The organism is Microbacterium sp. CGR1, assembly GCF_001266755.1.
Lineage (GTDB): Bacteria > Actinomycetota > Actinomycetes > Actinomycetales > Microbacteriaceae > Microbacterium.
In genome coordinates, this window is the sequence record NZ_CP012299.1 from 1,560,469 (window position 1) to 1,576,806 (window position 16,338).

The 16,338-nt window shown below is 68.2% G+C and carries 19 protein-coding genes and 1 riboswitch; of the genes, 14 read left to right on the top strand and 5 right to left on the bottom strand.

The features are described from left to right. Positions 1-6: 6 nt before the first annotated feature. From AKG07_RS07500 to mscL, 3 genes are read left to right on the top strand one after another with little or no spacing between them, the layout of a single operon-like run. Positions 7-603, top strand: coding sequence for a 5-formyltetrahydrofolate cyclo-ligase (locus AKG07_RS07500; RefSeq protein ID WP_053097203.1), 597 nt, complete (start codon positions 7-9; stop codon positions 601-603). A 15-nt stretch (positions 604-618) separates the two neighbouring features. Beyond that, entirely contained in the window at positions 619-894 is a 276-nt protein-coding gene (locus AKG07_RS07505) for an FmdB family zinc ribbon protein (RefSeq protein WP_053097205.1), read from the top strand. 25 nt (positions 895-919) lie between these two features. Beyond that, positions 920-1,345: a large conductance mechanosensitive channel protein MscL gene (gene mscL, locus AKG07_RS07510; protein ID WP_053097207.1), complete on the top strand. Its 426-nt coding sequence runs from the start codon at positions 920-922 to the stop codon at positions 1,343-1,345. A gap of 83 nt (positions 1,346-1,428) precedes the next feature. Here mscL and AKG07_RS07515 read toward each other — a convergent pair whose 3' ends face one another. Together AKG07_RS07515 and AKG07_RS07520 are read right to left on the bottom strand one after the other, a co-directional pair. After that, entirely contained in the window at positions 1,429-1,623 is a 195-nt protein-coding gene (locus AKG07_RS07515; RefSeq protein ID WP_053097209.1) for a hypothetical protein, read from the bottom strand. After that, positions 1,616-5,335 (bottom strand): ATP-binding protein, encoded by a 3,720-nt coding sequence (locus AKG07_RS07520; protein WP_053097211.1) that lies wholly within the window; start codon positions 5,333-5,335, stop codon positions 1,616-1,618. The genes AKG07_RS07515 and AKG07_RS07520 overlap by 8 nt, the downstream gene beginning before the upstream one ends. A 190-nt stretch (positions 5,336-5,525) precedes the next feature. Between AKG07_RS07520 and AKG07_RS07525 the strand changes: the two genes are divergently transcribed. Next, positions 5,526-6,041: a methylated-DNA--[protein]-cysteine S-methyltransferase gene (locus tag AKG07_RS07525; protein ID WP_053097213.1), complete on the top strand. Its 516-nt coding sequence runs from the start codon at positions 5,526-5,528 to the stop codon at positions 6,039-6,041. Between the two features lie 59 nt (positions 6,042-6,100). On the opposite strand, the gene AKG07_RS07530 is transcribed toward AKG07_RS07525, so the two are convergent. Beyond that, positions 6,101-7,738: a solute symporter family protein gene (locus AKG07_RS07530; RefSeq protein ID WP_053097215.1), complete on the bottom strand. Its 1,638-nt coding sequence runs from the start codon at positions 7,736-7,738 to the stop codon at positions 6,101-6,103. After that, a complete protein-coding gene (locus AKG07_RS07535; RefSeq protein ID WP_053097216.1) occupies positions 7,735-8,082 on the bottom strand; it encodes a DUF485 domain-containing protein in 348 nt (115 codons plus the stop codon). Before AKG07_RS07535 ends, AKG07_RS07530 begins: the two co-directional genes overlap by 4 nt. Before the next feature lie 110 nt (positions 8,083-8,192). Here AKG07_RS07535 and AKG07_RS07540 point away from each other — a divergent pair, with 110 nt between their 5' ends. From AKG07_RS07540 to AKG07_RS07550, 3 genes are all read left to right on the top strand, one after another. Then, positions 8,193-9,050, top strand: a complete 858-nt coding sequence (locus tag AKG07_RS07540) for a LuxR C-terminal-related transcriptional regulator (protein ID WP_053097217.1) — start codon at positions 8,193-8,195, stop codon at positions 9,048-9,050. Between the two features lie 64 nt (positions 9,051-9,114). Continuing rightward, positions 9,115-9,182, top strand: a riboswitch (guanidine-III (ykkC-III) riboswitch). A 10-nt stretch (positions 9,183-9,192) separates the two neighbouring features. Then, positions 9,193-9,519, top strand: a complete 327-nt coding sequence (locus AKG07_RS07545) for a DMT family transporter (protein WP_053097219.1) — start codon at positions 9,193-9,195, stop codon at positions 9,517-9,519. Positions 9,520-9,556: 37 nt separating this feature from the next. Next, positions 9,557-9,901, top strand: coding sequence for a histone-like nucleoid-structuring protein Lsr2 (locus AKG07_RS07550; protein ID WP_053097221.1), 345 nt, complete (start codon positions 9,557-9,559; stop codon positions 9,899-9,901). A 1-nt stretch (position 9,902) separates the two neighbouring features. Here the strand turns inward: AKG07_RS07550 and AKG07_RS07555 are convergent, their stop codons facing one another. Continuing rightward, entirely contained in the window at positions 9,903-10,547 is a 645-nt protein-coding gene (locus AKG07_RS07555; protein ID WP_082297860.1) for a MarR family winged helix-turn-helix transcriptional regulator, read from the bottom strand. A gap of 76 nt (positions 10,548-10,623) precedes the next feature. Here AKG07_RS07555 and idi point away from each other — a divergent pair, with 76 nt between their 5' ends. From idi to AKG07_RS07590, 7 genes are read left to right on the top strand one after another with little or no spacing between them, the layout of a single operon-like run. Further along, the gene (idi, locus tag AKG07_RS07560) at positions 10,624-11,145 is read left to right on the top strand and encodes an isopentenyl-diphosphate Delta-isomerase (protein WP_053097223.1); all 522 of its coding nucleotides are present in this window, start codon (positions 10,624-10,626) and stop codon (positions 11,143-11,145) included. A gap of 2 nt (positions 11,146-11,147) precedes the next feature. Continuing rightward, the gene (locus tag AKG07_RS07565; protein ID WP_082298034.1) at positions 11,148-12,239 is read left to right on the top strand and encodes a polyprenyl synthetase family protein; all 1,092 of its coding nucleotides are present in this window, start codon (positions 11,148-11,150) and stop codon (positions 12,237-12,239) included. Continuing rightward, entirely contained in the window at positions 12,236-13,141 is a 906-nt protein-coding gene (locus AKG07_RS07570; protein WP_053097225.1) for a phytoene/squalene synthase family protein, read from the top strand. Before AKG07_RS07565 ends, AKG07_RS07570 begins: the two co-directional genes overlap by 4 nt. After that, positions 13,138-14,739: a phytoene desaturase family protein gene (gene crtI / locus AKG07_RS07575; protein ID WP_053097227.1), complete on the top strand. Its 1,602-nt coding sequence runs from the start codon at positions 13,138-13,140 to the stop codon at positions 14,737-14,739. Before AKG07_RS07570 ends, crtI begins: the two co-directional genes overlap by 4 nt. Further along, positions 14,739-15,080 carry a lycopene cyclase domain-containing protein gene (locus AKG07_RS07580; RefSeq protein WP_053097229.1) on the top strand — a complete coding sequence of 114 codons (342 nt, stop codon included), beginning with the start codon at positions 14,739-14,741 and terminating at the stop codon, positions 15,078-15,080. The genes crtI and AKG07_RS07580 overlap by 1 nt, the downstream gene beginning before the upstream one ends. Continuing rightward, the gene (locus AKG07_RS07585; protein WP_053097231.1) at positions 15,077-15,421 is read left to right on the top strand and encodes a lycopene cyclase domain-containing protein; all 345 of its coding nucleotides are present in this window, start codon (positions 15,077-15,079) and stop codon (positions 15,419-15,421) included. The genes AKG07_RS07580 and AKG07_RS07585 overlap by 4 nt, the downstream gene beginning before the upstream one ends. After that, entirely contained in the window at positions 15,418-16,305 is an 888-nt protein-coding gene (locus tag AKG07_RS07590) for a prenyltransferase (protein WP_053097233.1), read from the top strand. Before AKG07_RS07585 ends, AKG07_RS07590 begins: the two co-directional genes overlap by 4 nt. Positions 16,306-16,338: the final 33 nt, after the last annotated feature.

Sequence of the window (16,338 nt, forward strand, 5' to 3'; positions counted from 1 at the left end):
GGAGCCATGTCCCACGACGTAGAGCATGAGAAGCGCGCGCTTCGCGCCGAGCTCCGCGAACGCCGCCAGCTGCTGAGCGACTCGCAGCGGGAGGCCGCGGCATCCGCCATCACGCAGCGCCTCGACGAGCTGGTCGACGCGCTCGGCGCCCGGTCGATCTCATGCTTCCTCTCGACCACGACCGAGCCGGGCACCCGGGAGTTCGTCACCGGCGCGGTGCGCCGCGGCATCCGGGTCCTGCTTCCTGTGACACGGGCCGACGGCCTTCTCGACTGGGCCGTGGCGACCGATGACGACGACGTCGCGGAAGGCCTCTTCGGGCTTCCCGAGCCGACCGGCGAGGTGCTCGGTCCGATCGCCGTCAACGATGTCGACCTGATGGTGATCCCCGCCGCGGCCGTCGACCGCACCGGGATGCGCATGGGCTGGGGGCGCGGGTACTTCGACAAGACCATCGGTTCGATGGAGAAGTGCCCTCCGGTCTACGCAGTCATCTATGATTCCGAGGTACTCGACTTCCTGCCGAGGGAGGTTCACGACCAGCCGGTCACCGGCGTCGTGACTCCCACGCAGACCCTCCACCTGTCGCCCACGCGACGCTGACCCGCGAGGATCGCAATGCCCACCTATGCCTATGCCTGCCGTTCGTGCGGTCACGCCTTCGACGCCGTGCAGAGTTTCTCCGACGACGCCCTCACCGTCTGCCCCGAATGCGGCGGCGAGCTGCGCAAGCAGTACGGATCCATCGGCGTGACGTTCAACGGATCCGGCTTCTATCGCACCGACTCGCGAGCGGGCTCCGGCTCTTCCGCATCCGCCCCGGCATCATCGAAGGCAGAGCCGGCCAAGACCACGACCCCGGCCCCCGCGTCGACCAGCACATCTTCTTCCTGACCCCATCAACTCCCCGGAGGCATCCATGCTCAAAGGTTTCAAGGACTTCATCCTCCGCGGCAACGTGATCGACCTCGCGGTCGCGGTCGTCATCGGCACCGCGTTCACGGCGATCGTCACCGCCGTGGTGAACAGCATCATCACCCCGCTCGTCTCGCTGTTCTTCAAGGCGGATGCGACGGGCAACTTCGGACCGCAGGTGCAGAGCATCTACGGAGATACCGTCACGTTCCCCATCGGCGATCTCATCTCGGCGATCATCAGCTTCCTCTCGGTCGCTCTGGTGGTGTACTTCGTGTTCGTGCTGCCGATGAACACGTTCAAGGCCCACGTCGAGGCGCGCAAGGGCACCGCGGCCGAGCAGCCGGAGGAAGAGCCGGCGGCCGCCACCGAGGCCGAGCTGCTCGTCGAGATCCGCGACCTGCTCGCCGGGAACAAGCCGCGCAGCTGACTCGCAGTCCGCACCGCGAAGCGCACGGTCCGATTCGGGCCGTGCGCTTCGTCGTCTCCCGAACACGCCTGAGCCGCCGGTGCTCAGTAGTGCGGGGGCACGTCCTGCATCAGGCGGTCGTCGTTGGGCCCCTTCGGGCCCGTCGTCCGCTGAGGTTCCCGGACGACCCGATCCGGGTCCGTGTCGGTGCCCGGCACGGGAGTCAGCCGGGCACGCCGCGATCCGGCGACCCGCACGACCTTCTGCCGCGGGGCACCGGAGTCCGGCTGATCAGTCATTCTGCGGGTCGGTGAGATCGATCGGCTGCGTGTCGTTGTCGGCTCGGGCCGCGGATGCCGAGATTCCCAAGACTCCCGCGATGCGCGTGGCCGCCGTGACGGGGTCGCTGTAGAGGTCGAAGGCGTGCACGCGCACGTAATGCCACCCGAGGCGGCGAAGCACGTTCGGGCGCAGCCGCAGGGCCTCGCGCAGTGACTCGCCCCGAGACTCCGGGTCGGACTCGATGACGACGGCCTTGCCGTTGTGCTGTGCGACGAGCGGCAGCAGACCGCGGTAGTCGACGTCGACCGCTGCGCCGAGACGGCGCAGCTCTCGTGCGAGGGCGAGCGTCAGCGGGTCGGCGAGATCCTCCAGGCGTGCGTCGCGTCCCCGGGTGGCGAGGCCGCCGAGGATCGACATCAGGGTGGCGGCGCCGAACTCGAGGCGGCCGTCATCGAACGACGAGGGGCGGATCGACGAGACGATCACCATGGACCGGCGGGCGCGGGTCATCCCGACCGTCAGCAGCCGCTCCCCATCCGGCGTGGACAGGTCGCCGAAGTCGCTGAGCACTCGTCCGTGCTTGGTCAGGCCGTAGCCGAGTGAGAAGATCACCCGGTCGCGGCTCTCGGCCACGGACTCCTCGAGGGTGAGCACCGCGAAGGGCTCGGCCGTGTCGCGACCGACGAAGTCGGCGACGTCGGAGCGCCCGGCGAATGCCGAGGTGACGGCGGCCCGCACGCGCTCGGCATGACGCCTGCTCGCGGTGACCACCATGAGCGACTCGTCCGGGCGATGCACGGCGTGCTCCACGACCAGCGTGACGACGCGTGCGACCTCTGCCTCGGGGCTCTCCACCGCACCCGACACGGGGTCGGGTGCGCCGGTGCCGCCTTCGACGTAGTCGACGGTGAGGCTGCCGCGACCCAGGTACGAGCCCGCCCAGGGCAGCGAGACGATCTCGCCGCCGTAGAACGCGTCGTTGATGAGCTCTGCGAGGTCCTCGCCGCCCGCGCGGTAGCTGCGCGTGAGGGTCATCACGGGAAGCAGTTCGGACAGGCGCTCGAACACCGACACGGAGTCGAAGGGCACCTCGTGCTCCCATTCGGGGCCGGGGTCCACGGCGACGTGGAACGCTGTCGGAAGCTGAGTGACCGGATCGCCGAAAGCGACGACCTGACGGGCACGGCGGATCGCCGGGGCCGCTTCGGCGAGGTTGATCGCGGCCGCATCGACGAGGAGCACCGTGTCGAACTCGACGGAGTCGGGGATCTGCGGCACGAGGTAGGGAGACGAGATCCAGACCGGCGCGAGCACGCCGACGAGGGTGGGCGCGGAGCTCACGATCTCGGCTGTCGTCGTCGCCGGCTGCTTCAGTGCGCGCCTGAGGTTCTGCGACTCCTGCGGTTCATCGACGATGGCGATCTTCCACTGGTTCGCGAGCTGCCAGGCGAGCAACGGACCGGCCATCGCGGCGTGCGCCTCGTCGACGAGACGGAAGTCCCGCTCGAGCCGGTCGACCACCGCCGTGTTCGCACCGAGCAGCGCTCGATCCTCCTGCAGAGCCCGTTCCAGCAGTGTCTGCCACCAGGCGAACTCCAGCTCGTCACCCACACGCGACTCGGCGACGTGGCGAACGGACAGCTCCGCGAGCAGCGGCTCGAGACCGAGGTCGGCCAGCCTATCGCGCAGCTGCGCGCGCTCCACGAGGTTGTCGAAGACGTCGGACTTCGCCGCGAGACCGGCGAGAGTGCGCACGAGGCGGGCGACGGGGAGCGTCGACAGCGGTTCCCTGCGGCCGAGCGCGACATCGAGCTCGGCGAGCTCAGCCGTGACGCGCTGCCACGAGGAGTGGACGTCGGCGAGCCCGAGTGGAACCTCGGGCGCAACCCCGGCTTCCACGAACCGCTGCCACTGGGTGCGCTGCGCCTGGATGCGCAGCAGCGACTCGTGCATCTCGGTGACATGGACGCCCGGGCGCACGTACTCCTTGGCGAGGCGACGCAGCCGACGCCGGTTCGCCCCGGACATCGCGGGCGCGTCGCGGCGCGATCCGTGAGCCTGGATGAGCTCGCCCAGCGGACGCTCGAAGACGGTGGGGCTGAACCGGTCGAGAGAGTCGCGGATGCCCTGCAGCAGCCGCAGGTACTCACCGAGCTCGTCGATCGTCGAGAACGGGCGCATATGCGTCTGGGCGATGAGGGCATACCCGCGCTCGAGGAGGGCCGGCACGCTGTCGGAGTGCAGACGCGCTGCCAGCTGGTGCGCCGACTTCGCAGCCTCGGTGCTCGAGAACGTGACTCCGTACCAGGGCGAGTCGTCGGGTCCGAAGCGGAACTCGCCGAGGCGCGCGGCCTGCGCGAGCGCCGCTGCCGCCGACGAGCGATCGTCAGCGAGACGGCGGAGGGTCTCGGCGCTGAGTCGCGCCGTGGTCGACGGCGGGGTGGGCAGGGAGGCGAGCCTCGTGAGATGCCTGGTGGCGTCGAGCACCGACGAGTTCGTCCCCGCGACCGGAGCGGTGAGAGCGCTGCGATAATCCCTGAGCACCGTGCGGAGACGCACGAGAGCGTCATCGACGTCGCTGACCTTCGGAGCCGTCGCCTTCTCGTTCCGGCCGATCGCGCGGACGAGGTCCCGACGCACGTTCGCGGGAGACACCGCCAGGCTGTCGAGGCCGATGCCCGCAAGACGGTGCCGCACGCCGTCGAGGGTCGACCGTCGCGCCGAGACGACGAGCACCCTCTTGCCGGCCCGCACGAGTTCGCCGAGCGCGTTGATCACGGTCTGTGTGCCGCCTGTGCCGGGGAGCGTCGCGACGGTCAGCGAATGTCCGGCCGCGATCCGGGCGAGGAGCGCCTCCTGCTCGGCATCCGCATCGAGCAGCAGATTGTCGGATGCCGGCGCCCGGTCGTCCGGTCCGGTGTGGTGCGGCGCGGGTCGGCGGGCCGAGACCTGCTCGCGGTCGCCGACGTGACCTGCCAGAGCGTTGAGCACGACGTGGTCGAGACTCCCGCCGTCGCGGGACATGGCACCGCCGACATCGGCGAAGGTCGAGACCACGAGCCGCGGCAGCACCGTGAAGGTGTCGATCGACCGCGTCGTGGCCCGAAGGCTGTCGATCACGGGCTGCGGCTTGAAGATCCCGCCGTCGTAGGCGAGGGAGGCGAGAGCCGCGGCGTCGATCGTGATGCCGAAGTGCTCACGCGCGATGCGCACAAGCTCGGGGTTGACCTCGAACGCGCCCTGCAGCTTGAGTTCGAAGTCGGAGTGGTGCCGACGGATGGCGAGGGGGCGAAGCAGCACGGGCGCCGAGAAGTCCGCCCCGCCGATGCGCCAGCCGGCGACGCCGACTGCGAGGTGCACCGCCTCGATGCCGCGAACGGTGCGCAGCTCGGTGTTCTTCGCGGTGATCCGTTCGGCGGCGAGCCTCGCAGTGCGCAGACCGACCTCGTCGCGATAGAGGTTCGACAGCAGGGTCGATTTGCCGGTGATGAACTGGGGAAGGCTGCCGGGGTGGGCCTTCGAGATGTCGATGCTGGATTCGACCGTGTCGCGGAAGTTCACGAGCGGCGATGAGCCGCCGAGGTCAGCAGCTTCCGCACGCAGCCGAGTGCGCTCGGCCTCTGCCGCATGCGCGATGCCGATACCGGAGACCGGCTCGTGCGGTTCGCCGAGGGTCACTGCGGCATCGGTACCTGCGTCATCCGCAGCCTTGCCTTCACGTCGCCACACACCTCACACACTAAGCGCGCCTCGCCCCACAGGCGGTATCCCGGGCGGGTTTCACCGTATTTCCGCCCGCTCGAGGGCGGAGCGACGACCCTGCGGACTGCTTCTGCACCCGAGCGACGAGTCGGTGCGGTCTCCCCCGGTCGCGCTCGTGGGGAGGCCCCCGTACCCCCGCTCCGGTCAGTATGGAGGCATGACCTTCCGCTATGACTTCGCACCGACTCCGTTCGGCGACGCCCTCGCGGTGTTCTCCGACGAGGGGCTCGTCCGATTCGACCTCTCGGAGTCGAATGATCCATCGGTTCCCTGGCTCCTCGAGAACGTCGCGAGCCAGCTCCGGGCCGTCCCGGAACCCGACCCCGGTGCGGCAGACGAGGTCACCGAACTCCTCGACGCGTACTTCGGGGGATCGCCGGTGCGATTCCACGATCACCTGGCGCTCGACTGGCGCCTCATCGACGGGTTCGCGCGCACGGCGCTGCAGACCATCACCACCATCGAATGGGGAGAGACGATCAGCTACGGGGAGGTCGCGGTGCTGGCCGGGCGCCCCGGTGCCGCGCGGGCCGTCGGCACCGCCTGCCGTCTCAGTCCCTTCTCCATCGTCGTCCCCGTCCACCGCGTGGTGCGGTCGGATGGCACGACGGGTCAGTACGGCGCGCATCCCGAGCGCAAGAGGTTCCTTCTCGACCTCGAGTCGCACGGCTGACCGCACACGGGGACCCCGACGAGTAGGCCGTCGGGGTCCCCGTTCGCGTCATCGGCCGCTCAGTGGTCGACGGCCTTCTCGGCCCCGAAACCGGTGAGCGAGCGCACTTCCATCTCGGCCGCCAGGAGCGGCGACTCCTTGGTCCGGCTCGTGACCGTCCCGAGCCAGCCGAGGAAGAAGCCGAGCGGGATCGACACGATTCCCGGATTGTTCATCGGCCACAGCACGATGTCGATCCCGGGGATCATCGAGGTCGGCGACCCGGAGAACACCGGCGACAGGATGATCAGGATGATCGCCGCGGCGAGGCCGCCGTACATGCTCCAGACCGCACCGCGGGTGTTGAACCGTCGCCAGAACAGCGAGTAGAGGATCGTCGGCAGATTCGCCGAGGCGGCGACCGCGAACGCGAGCGCCACCAGGAAGGCGATGTTCTGCCCCTGCGCACCGATGCCACCGACGATCGCGAGGATGCCGATCACGACCACCGTTCGGCGTGCGACGCGCACCTCGCCGTTGGGATCCGGCTCGACGGGGTTTCCGGCCGAGTCCTTCTTCCCCTTCTGGATCACGTTCGCATAGATGTCGTGCGCGAAGGAGGCTGCTGCCGTGATCGTGAGTCCGGCCACCACCGCGAGGATGGTCGCGAAGGCGACGGCCGAGATGAACCCGAGGAGGACCGGCCCGCCGAGATACAGGGCGAGCAGCGGCGCCGCCGAGTTCGGACCGCCGGGTGCCGCCGCGATCACGTCCGCGCCGACGAGCGCGCCTGCTCCGTAGCCGAGCACCAGCGTCAGCAGGTAGAAGCCACCGATCAGCCAGATCGCCCACACCACCGAACGACGAGCCTCCTTGGCGGTGGGGACCGTGTAGAAGCGCATCAGCACGTGCGGGAGCCCCGCCGTTCCGAGCACGAGAGCCATGCCGAGAGAGACGAAGTCCCAGGGGTTAGCTCCGTACTGCAGTCCCGGCGCGAGGATCGCGTCGCCCTTGTCGGAATTCGCCACAGCCGCCGCGAGCAGCGTGTTGAGGCTGAATCCGTTGATCGCCAGCACCCAGATCGTCATCGCGATCGCACCGCCGATGAGCAGGAACGCCTTGACGATCTGCACCCAGGTCGTGCCCTTCATGCCGCCGATGAGGACGTAGACGATCATCAGCACGCCGACGACGGCGATCACGATCGACTGACCGAGTCGGCCGTCGATTCCGAGCAGCAGGGAGACCAGCCCGCCGGCTCCCGCCATCTGGGCGAGCAGGTAGAAGAAGCACACTGCGAGCGTGGTGATCGCTGCCGCCATGCGCACTGGCCGCTGCTTCAGTCGGAACGACAGGACGTCGGCCATCGTGAACTTGCCGGTGTTGCGCATCAGCTCGGCGACGAGAAGCAGTGCGACGAGCCAGGCGACGAGGAATCCGATCGAATACAGGAAGCCGTCGTAGCCGTTGATCGCGATCGCACCGCAGATTCCGAGGAAGGATGCCGCAGACAGATAGTCGCCGGCGATCGCGAAACCGTTCTGCGGCCCCGTGAACGAGCGGCCCGCGGCGTAGTAGTCCGCCGCCGTCTTGTTGTTCCGGCTCGCACGGATGACGATGAACAGTGTCACCGCCACGAAGGCGACGAAGATCGAGATGTTGAGAACAGGATTGCTCTCCACCGCGATCTCCCCCGCGGCGGCGTGAATGCGGTTCATGCGTCAGCCTGCGCCTTCTCGAGCTCTTCGCGGATCTCGGTCGCTATCGGATCGAGTCTCCGGTTCGCGAATGCGACGTACCCCATCGTGATCGCGAAGGTGGTGACGAATTGTCCCAACCCCATGAGCAGCCCGACGGTGATATCTCCCCACACTCTCTGCGACATGAATTCGGTCGCGAAGGCGGCGAGCAGGACGTAGACGAAATACCAGATGAGGAAGAATGCCGCGAGCGGGAAGATGAATGAGCGCTGCGTCTTCTTCAGTTCGCGGAATCGTGGTGATTCCTCGACAGCGATGTAGTCGATCGCTCCCGGCGAATCTGCCGTCGGATGGTCGGTCATGGGGCCTCCTTGCCTCATGTTCTGCGGCTCGCCCCGCATTGCCAGGCGAATGATAGGGTCGACGCTACGAAACGGGGACACAGCGCCGTCACCCCCGAAAGTAGGTAGTCGTGAGCACATCGACCGAGATGGAATCAGAGACCGAGCTCGTCGCCAGAGCAGTGCGCGAGCTCGCGCAGCGCACCCGGTTCCCGGTCGCCTTCGGCGGCCTGATCGACGAGGGCGTGGTCAGCGTCACCAGCATCGTCGGAAACCGCACGCACAGCCTCGACGGGTTGCGCGTCAGACCCGAACGCGGTCTCGGCGGACGGGCGATGATGGAGCTGCGCCCTCGCATGACGAGCGACTACGGGTCATCGCAGCAGATCACGCACGACTACGACGTGTTCGTGCTCGGCGAGGGCCTCAGGACTCTACTGGCCCTGCCGATCGTCGTGAGCGGCCGTCCCCGAGGAGTCCTGTACGCGGGGGCCTGGGACCGGACACCCGTCGGCGGCGTGACCACGGCGCCGGCGATGCAGGTCGCACAGTCCGTCGCAGAGGAGCTCCGAGTTCGCGACGAGGTGGAACGTCGCCTTCGCTCGGTCACGCCGTCGTCCGCATCCGTCCCCCCGCGCCATCGCGAAGAGCTGCGGGAGAGCTTCGCCGAGCTTCGCAGCATCGCGGCATCCGTCGATGATGCGGATCTTCGGGCGCGCATCGCACAGGTGGAGCAGCGCCTCGTGATGCTCGCGGACGACGCGGTCTCCACCGGCACCGGGCCGATCCCGACCGTTCATCTCTCCCGCCGCGAGACCGATGTGCTCGCCTGCGCCGCCCTCGGCGCGACGAATGCGGAGATCGGCGGGCAGCTCGGCCTTCGCGAGGGCACCGTCAAGGCGTATCTCGGCACGGCGATGTCCAAGCTCGACGCCTCGACCCGCCATGCCGCCGTGGCCAAGGCGCGGCGGGCCGGACTGCTCCCCTGAGTCACGCGGCGCTCCGCGGCACAGCGCTGCACAGGCCCTGCCCAGCGCTCACGGCTATCGTGGATACTGGTCGGTGAACCCCGGCCCCGGACGAGGCAGACCAGTACCCGGTGAGCGAAAAGACTGGTCCGAAAGGACCGTCATGTCGTGGATCGTGCTTATCGTCTCCGGAGTCCTCGAAGCTGTATGGGCGACTGCGCTCGGCAAATCCGAGGGATTCACCAAGCTGTGGCCGAGCATCATATTCGCGGGCGGTCTGATCCTCTCGATGCTCGGGCTTGCATTCGCCATGCGTGATATCGCCACCGGCACCGCCTATGCGGTGTGGGTCGGCATCGGCGCGACTCTGACAGTGGTGTGGGCGATGATCACCGGCGACAGCGACATCTCCTGGCCGCGGATTCTGCTGCTCCTCGGCCTCGTCGGGTGCATCGTCGGCCTGAAATTGATCGACCCTGGTCACGAATAGCACTGCGGGCTCGGATATTCGGCAGTACTGTATTACCATGGCAAGAAGAATTGTGCACCAGCTGGTTGACGACATCGACGGAAGCATCCTGGAAGTGGGCGAAGGCGAAACGGTCCATTTCTCGCTGAATGGCACTTCTTACGAGATCGATCTGAATTCCGCGCACGCAGAAGAACTGCGCGCGGCATTGGAACCGTATATCTCGGCTGGACGACGGGCCGGCTCGGCGGCCTCGTCGCGGTCAGCAGCACCCCGGAAGCGCGCGGGTCGCAATCCCGAGGTCGCGGCGATCCGCGCCTGGGCGAACGACAACGGTTACACGCTCTCAGAGCGGGGCCGCATTCCCGCCCCGGTCGTCGAGGCGTACAACGCCGCGCACTGACTCAGTCTGAGGTAGCGACTCCGGGTTGAGCCCACGGCTCATCCCGGAGCGTGATCTCCTGGGCCATGTCGGACAGGAACCGGATGACGACGTCACGCTCGTCCGGAGTGAGTCGCGCCGCCGAGTAGAAGCGCTTGGCCTGCTGACGACCCACCGTCTCCATGGCCGCCTGCCGCGTCTCCGGCGTGATGGTGATCGCGAGAGCGCGCCGGTCGGTCGGATGCGGCGCCCGCCGGATATGGCCGCCCTTCTCGAGGCGGTCGAGCAGCTTCGTCGTCGACGCGGTCGATATGCCGAGGTGTGTCGCGATCCCCCCGGGAGTGGCCGTGGCCCCGCGGTTCGCGCACACGATCAGGTAATGCAGTGCGCGCATATCCGTGTCGTTCAGGCGCATGTAGCGCCGTGAGGCGAGTGACAGCTTCTGCTCCGCGTCGCGGAGCTCACCGAGGGCGCCCATGACGAGCGCGATCTGGCGCAGGTCCTCGGGGTCGACACCTGATCGATCGATCAGAGTGCTCCGCGGATCCGCCGACTCGACGTCGTAGATCGCCGCGTGCGCGAGGCCGTCCGGAGAGATCGGGTCCTTGCGAGACAGCACATCGGACGCACCGCTTCCGCGGGGGGTGGCGTCGGGTCCGTCGTGCATGCCATCATGCTACACACGATTGTTTCGTGTTATGTTGATTATTAGCTAAGCTAGCGAAAATCGAGGAGGTTCCCCGTTGGATGAGGTCACCCTCCTCTCTGCAGACGGAGTCGCGATAGGCGTGTTCGCGAAAGACGCGGTACACACCACCGATACTCCTCTTCACCTGGCCTTCTCCTGCCATGTCTTCGACCGGCAGGGGCGTCTTCTCGTCACGCGGCGAGCGCTGACGAAGCGCACCTGGCCAGGCGTCTGGACCAACAGCTTCTGCGGTCACCCCCGCCCGGGTGAGGACATGACACAGGCAGTGCATCGACGCGCGCAGGACGAGCTCGGACTCCGTCTCACCGACATCTCCCTGGTGCTGCCTGACTACCGCTATCGCGCGGTCGACGCGAGCGGGATCGTCGAGAACGAGATCTGCCCCGTGCACGTCGCCACCGCAGACGGCCCCCTCTCCCCCGATCCCGACGAGGTCGCCGAGTGGGCCTGGGTCGATCCGGCCGAGTTCGCCGACGCCGTCATCGGCGCCCCCTTCGCGTACAGCCCCTGGCTCGTGGAGCAGCTGCCCCGGCTGCGCGACCTCGGGGTGGTGTGATCATGACCGCGACCGTGACGCAGACCGCGCCGCGAGAGGACATGAGCACCCGTGTCGAAGAGGTGCTCCGACAGCGCTTCGCCATTCACTGCGAGAACGCCGAGGTGTACGGAGCCGAGTTCGCCGCCCTCTGGCGCGCGACCGCCGACCACGCTCTCGGCGGCAAGCTCGTGCGCCCGCGGCTGCTGCTTGACATCCACCGCGCGCTCGTCCCGACCGCAGGCGAGGACGCGATGATCGGGGCCGTCGACATAGCGACCCATATCGAGCTCCTTCACTATGCCTTCCTCCTTCACGACGACGTCATCGACGGAGACCTGACCCGCCGCAAGCGACCCAACCTGATCGGGCAGCTCGCCGCCGGCACACCGGGCGCCTCCGAGCAGGACGCGCTGCACTGGGCCAGGTCCAGCGCGATCCTGATGGGCGATCTGATGCTCTCGGCCGCGATCATGGGCTTCGCCCGGGCGGATGTGCCGGCGCACACACGAGGACGCCTCCTCGACCTGGTCGAGCAGACGATCCTCGAGACGGTGGCCGGCGAGCACACCGACGTCGCATTGAGCCACGGGATCATCGCCTCCGACGTCGACACCGTCCTGTCGATGAGCGTCTACAAGACGGCCACCTATTCGTTCTCGCTCCCGCTGCGCGCCGCGGCGCTCCTCGCCGACTCCTCCACCTCGGCCGAGGAGACGCTGCAGGCCGTCGGCCGCCACCTGGGTCTCGCCTACCAGCTTCAGGACGACCTGCTCTGCGTCTTCGGCGACCACCGGACGCACGGCAAGGACCCCTTCTCCGACCTGAGAGAGGGCAAGGAGACGGCCATCATCGCCTTCGCACGGTCGACGAGCGCCTGGCACGACATCGAACCGCGATTCGGTTCGGCGGATCTCAGCCTGGAGGACGCCACCTCGATGCGCGATCTGCTGCGCGAGTGCGGAGCGGAGCGATTCGTGATCGGCCTCATCGGCGATCAGCTCGACGCGGTCTACGCCCTGCTGTCCGAGGCGGAGCTCGCCGGCGAGATCAGCTCGGATGCCGCACGGTCGATCCTCGTCTCCACCTCCCGCCTCGAAGGGCGTCACGCATGACCCCGAACCCTCACGACGCATCGGGTGCGAGTCTGGGGCGGTTCAACCGCGCCGCCGACACCGCATCCACCGAGGTCATCCGCACATATTCGACATCCTTCGGACTCGCGACGCGCCTGCTCGGCGAGAGACACCGTCAGCACGTGCGCAACATCTACGCGATGGTGCGCATCGCAGACGAGATCGTCGACGGAGTCGCCGCCCAGGCGGGGCTCGACGAGTCGGCGCAGAGCGGAGCGCTCGCGTCGTACGTCTCGGAGACGCACCGGGCGATGAGCGTCGGGTACAGCACGGACCTCGTCCTGCACGCCTTCGCGCGAACGGCGAGGGAGTGCGGGATCGGCGAAGATCTCACGCAGCCGTTCTTCGACTCGATGGCCGCCGACATCGCCGCGGAGTCGCACTTCACGTCCTACGACGCGGCGGCTCATGAGCGCTACGTCTACGGCTCTGCCGAGGTGGTCGGCTTGATGTGCCTGCGCGTCTTCCTGCGGGACGAGCGGCGCACCGACAGAGAGCTCGAGACCCTGACGCACGGAGCACGGCAGCTCGGTGCGGCATTTCAGAACGCGAACTTCCTGCGCGACCTCGCGGATGACACGGATCGACTGCAGCGCGGTTACCTCGGCGACGGCGGCCGCCTTACCGACGGCGATCGGGACGAGTGGGTGCGCACGATCACGGCGCAGCTCGATGATGCGGCGCGCTCAATCCCGCTGCTGCCCAAGGACTCTCGCGCCGCGGTCCGCAGCGCACTCGCGCTGTTCGCCGCTCTCACGCGCCGGGTCGCGAAGACTCCGGCCGCGAGTCTCTACGAGCAGCGGGTGCGCGTACCCGATCCGGTGAAGGCGATGCTGGCCGCGCGCTCAGTGCTCGTGACCGCGATGGAGCGGAGCCGATGAGCCGGGTAGCGGTCATCGGCGCAGGCGTCGCCGGTCTCGCCGTCGCCGGGCTGCTCGCCCGTGACGGCCACGATGTGACCGTCTACGAGAAGAACGGCCGGGTCGGGGGTCGTGCAGGCACCATCGAACGCGACGGCTTCCGCTTCGACTCCGGGCCCTCGTGGTACCTCATGCCCGAGGTGTTCGATCACTTCTTCGAGATGATGGGCACCTCGACCCAGGAGCAGCTCGATCTGACCCTCCTCGATCCCGGGTATCGCGTATTCCGTGCGCCCCTCACGGACGGGCGCACGGCGCCGTCCGTCACGGTTCCCACCGGTCGTGACGCGGTCGCGCGCCTCTTCGAGTCACGCGAGCCCGGCGCCGCACAGGCCCTGGATGCCTACCTCGACTCGGCGCACGACGCCCGCGTGATGGCCGAGCGCTATTTCCTCTACAACCCGTTCACGAGGCTGCGCACGCTGATGACACCGGAGGTGCTGCGCGCACTCCCCCGCCTCTTCAGCCTGCTGGGCACACGTCTGCAGTCATTCGCCGCGCGGCGTTTCCGTGACCCGGTCATCCGGCAGCTGCTCGGGTACCCCGCCGTGTTCCTCGGCACGGACCCCCGCACCGCACCGGCGATGTACCACCTCATGAGCGCTCTCGACCTCGATGAGGGCGTCAGCTACCCCCAGGGCGGATTCTGGCGTGTCGTCGAGCGCATCGCGGAGCTCGCGGAGGCGGCCGGAGCCGAGATCGTGCTGGATGCCGATGTCACGGCGATCAGCACCGGCGTCCGGTCGGGCGCTCCGACCGTCACGGGCATCGAGTGGCGCGACGCCGACGGAATCGCGCACCGGGCCGAGGCGGACATCGTGGTGTCCGGCGCCGATCTCCACCACACCGAGACGGCGCTGCTGCCGCCGCACCTGCGCACCTACCCCGATTCCTGGTGGCAGCAGCGCACGAGCGGTCCCGGCGCCGTGCTGGTGATGCTCGGCATCCGTGGTTCCGTGCCCGAGCTGCCGCATCATTCCCTGTTCTTCACGGAGGACTGGGATGCGAACTTCGACGCGATCTTCGGCGACGACCCCGAGATCCCCTCACCCGCATCGATCTATGTCTGCCGCCCGAGCGCGACCGACCGCACCGTGGCCCCCGAGGGCCACGAGAACCTCTTCGTGCTCGTGCCGATCCCCGCCGACACGGCGTTGGGAGCGGGCGGCTCCGACGGTGCAGGCTCCGCGGCGATCGAGCAGGCCGCGGATGCGGCGATCGACCAGATCGCGAGCTGGGCCGGCATCCACGACCTGCGTGAGCGCATCGTGGTACGCGAGACCAAGGGCCCCGCGGACTTCCTCGAGGACTACAACTCGTGGCGCGGCGGGATGCTGGGGCCGGCGCACATCCTGTCCCAGAGCGCGATGTTCCGTGCTCAGAACGAGTCGCGCCAGGTGTCGGGCCTGTACTACGCGGGTGCCACGACCGCGCCGGGCGTGGGGGTGCCGATGTGCCTCATCAGCGCGGAGATCGTTCTCAAGCGCATCCGCGGCGACCATTCCAGCGGCCCTCTCGATGTCGCGACCCCGGCAGGGTCCACCCGCGGGGAATCCTGATGGGCTTCCTGTATCTCGCGCTCCTGCTCATCACGCTCGGCTGCATGCTGCTGCTCGACCGGCGGTTCCGACTCTTCTTCTGGAGCGACGCGGTGACCGCGGCGATCGTCACGGCGATCGGACTCGCCTTCTTCCTCGCGTGGGACGTCGCCGGCATCGTCGGAGGGATCTTCTTCCGGGGCGAGGCCGCCGTCGCGACGGGGATCGTCCTCGCCCCCGAGCTCCCCATCGAAGAGCCTGTCTTCCTGCTCTTCCTCGTCGTCTGCACCATGGTCGTCTACACCGGGGCTGTGCGGATCCTCACCCGACTGCGCCGACGCCCGGTGGAGGTCGCCTCGTGACCTACATCGAGCTCTCGGCATGGTTCGTCGGCGTCGCCGTCGTGGCGGCCGCCGTTCTCTCCGTGGTCGCTGGTCGGAACAGAGCCCATCTCGGCGCGATCGCCGCGACCGTCGTCGTGCTCTTCCTCCTCACCGCCGTCTTCGACACCGTCATGATCGCCACCGGACTGTTCCATTACTCCCCCGATCACCTCCTCGGGGTGCACATCGGTCTCGCACCGCTCGAGGACTTCGCCTATCCGCTCGCAGGGGCCGTGCTGCTGCCGACCCTGTGGGCAGCGCTGCGCGCACGTCGACGCGCGCGCGCCGGCCTCCGAGGCGCCGAGGAGGATCCCTCGTGAGCTCCTCGACCCGCGGATCCACCGGTCGCGACGCCCGGCAGATCGTCCTCTCCTCCCGCCCCATCAGCTGGATCAACACGGCATTCCCCTTCGCGGCCGCCTACCTCCTCAGCACGCGCGAGATCGACCTGACGCTGATCATCGGCACCCTCTACTTCCTCGTGCCGTACAACCTGGCCATGTACGGCATCAACGACGTGTTCGATTACGCGTCCGACCTCGCCAACCCGCGCAAGGGCGGGATCGAGGGCGCGCTTCTCGCCCCCCGCATACACCGCGCGACCCTGTGGGCGTCGGTCGTGACGAACGTCCCGTTCCTGGTCTACCTGGTGGCGGTCGGGAATCCCGCATCCTGGCTCTGGCTCGCGATCAGCGTGTTCGCGGTGATCGCCTACTCCGCACCCGGGCTCCGGTTCAAAGAGCGGCCGTTCCTGGATTCGACGACCTCGAGCCTGCACTTCGTCACTCCGGCGATCGTGGGGCTGACCCTTGCCGAGGGCGCCCTCACCTCGACAGCGGTCATCGTGCTGCTCGCGTTCTTCCTGTGGGGCATGGCCGCGCACGCCTTCGGAGCGGTGCAAGACATCGCACCCGACCGCGAAGGGGGCATCGGCTCGATCGCGACCGTGATCGGAGCACGGGCGACCGTTCGGCTGTCGATCGCACTGTGGGCACTCGCCGGCATCGCCATGCTGTTCACGTCCTGGCCGGCGCCCTTGGGCGCCGCCCTCGCGCTGCCGTACATCGTCAACGCCGCACCCTGGTGGAACGTCACCGACGACACATCGGCGGGGACCAACCGCGCGTGGCGGCGCTTCATCTTCCTCAACTACTTCGCCGGGTTCCTCGCGACGATGATCCTCATCCTCGCCTGGGTCTCCTGACGCACCCCGATCCCCTGCACCTTCCGAGAGGAA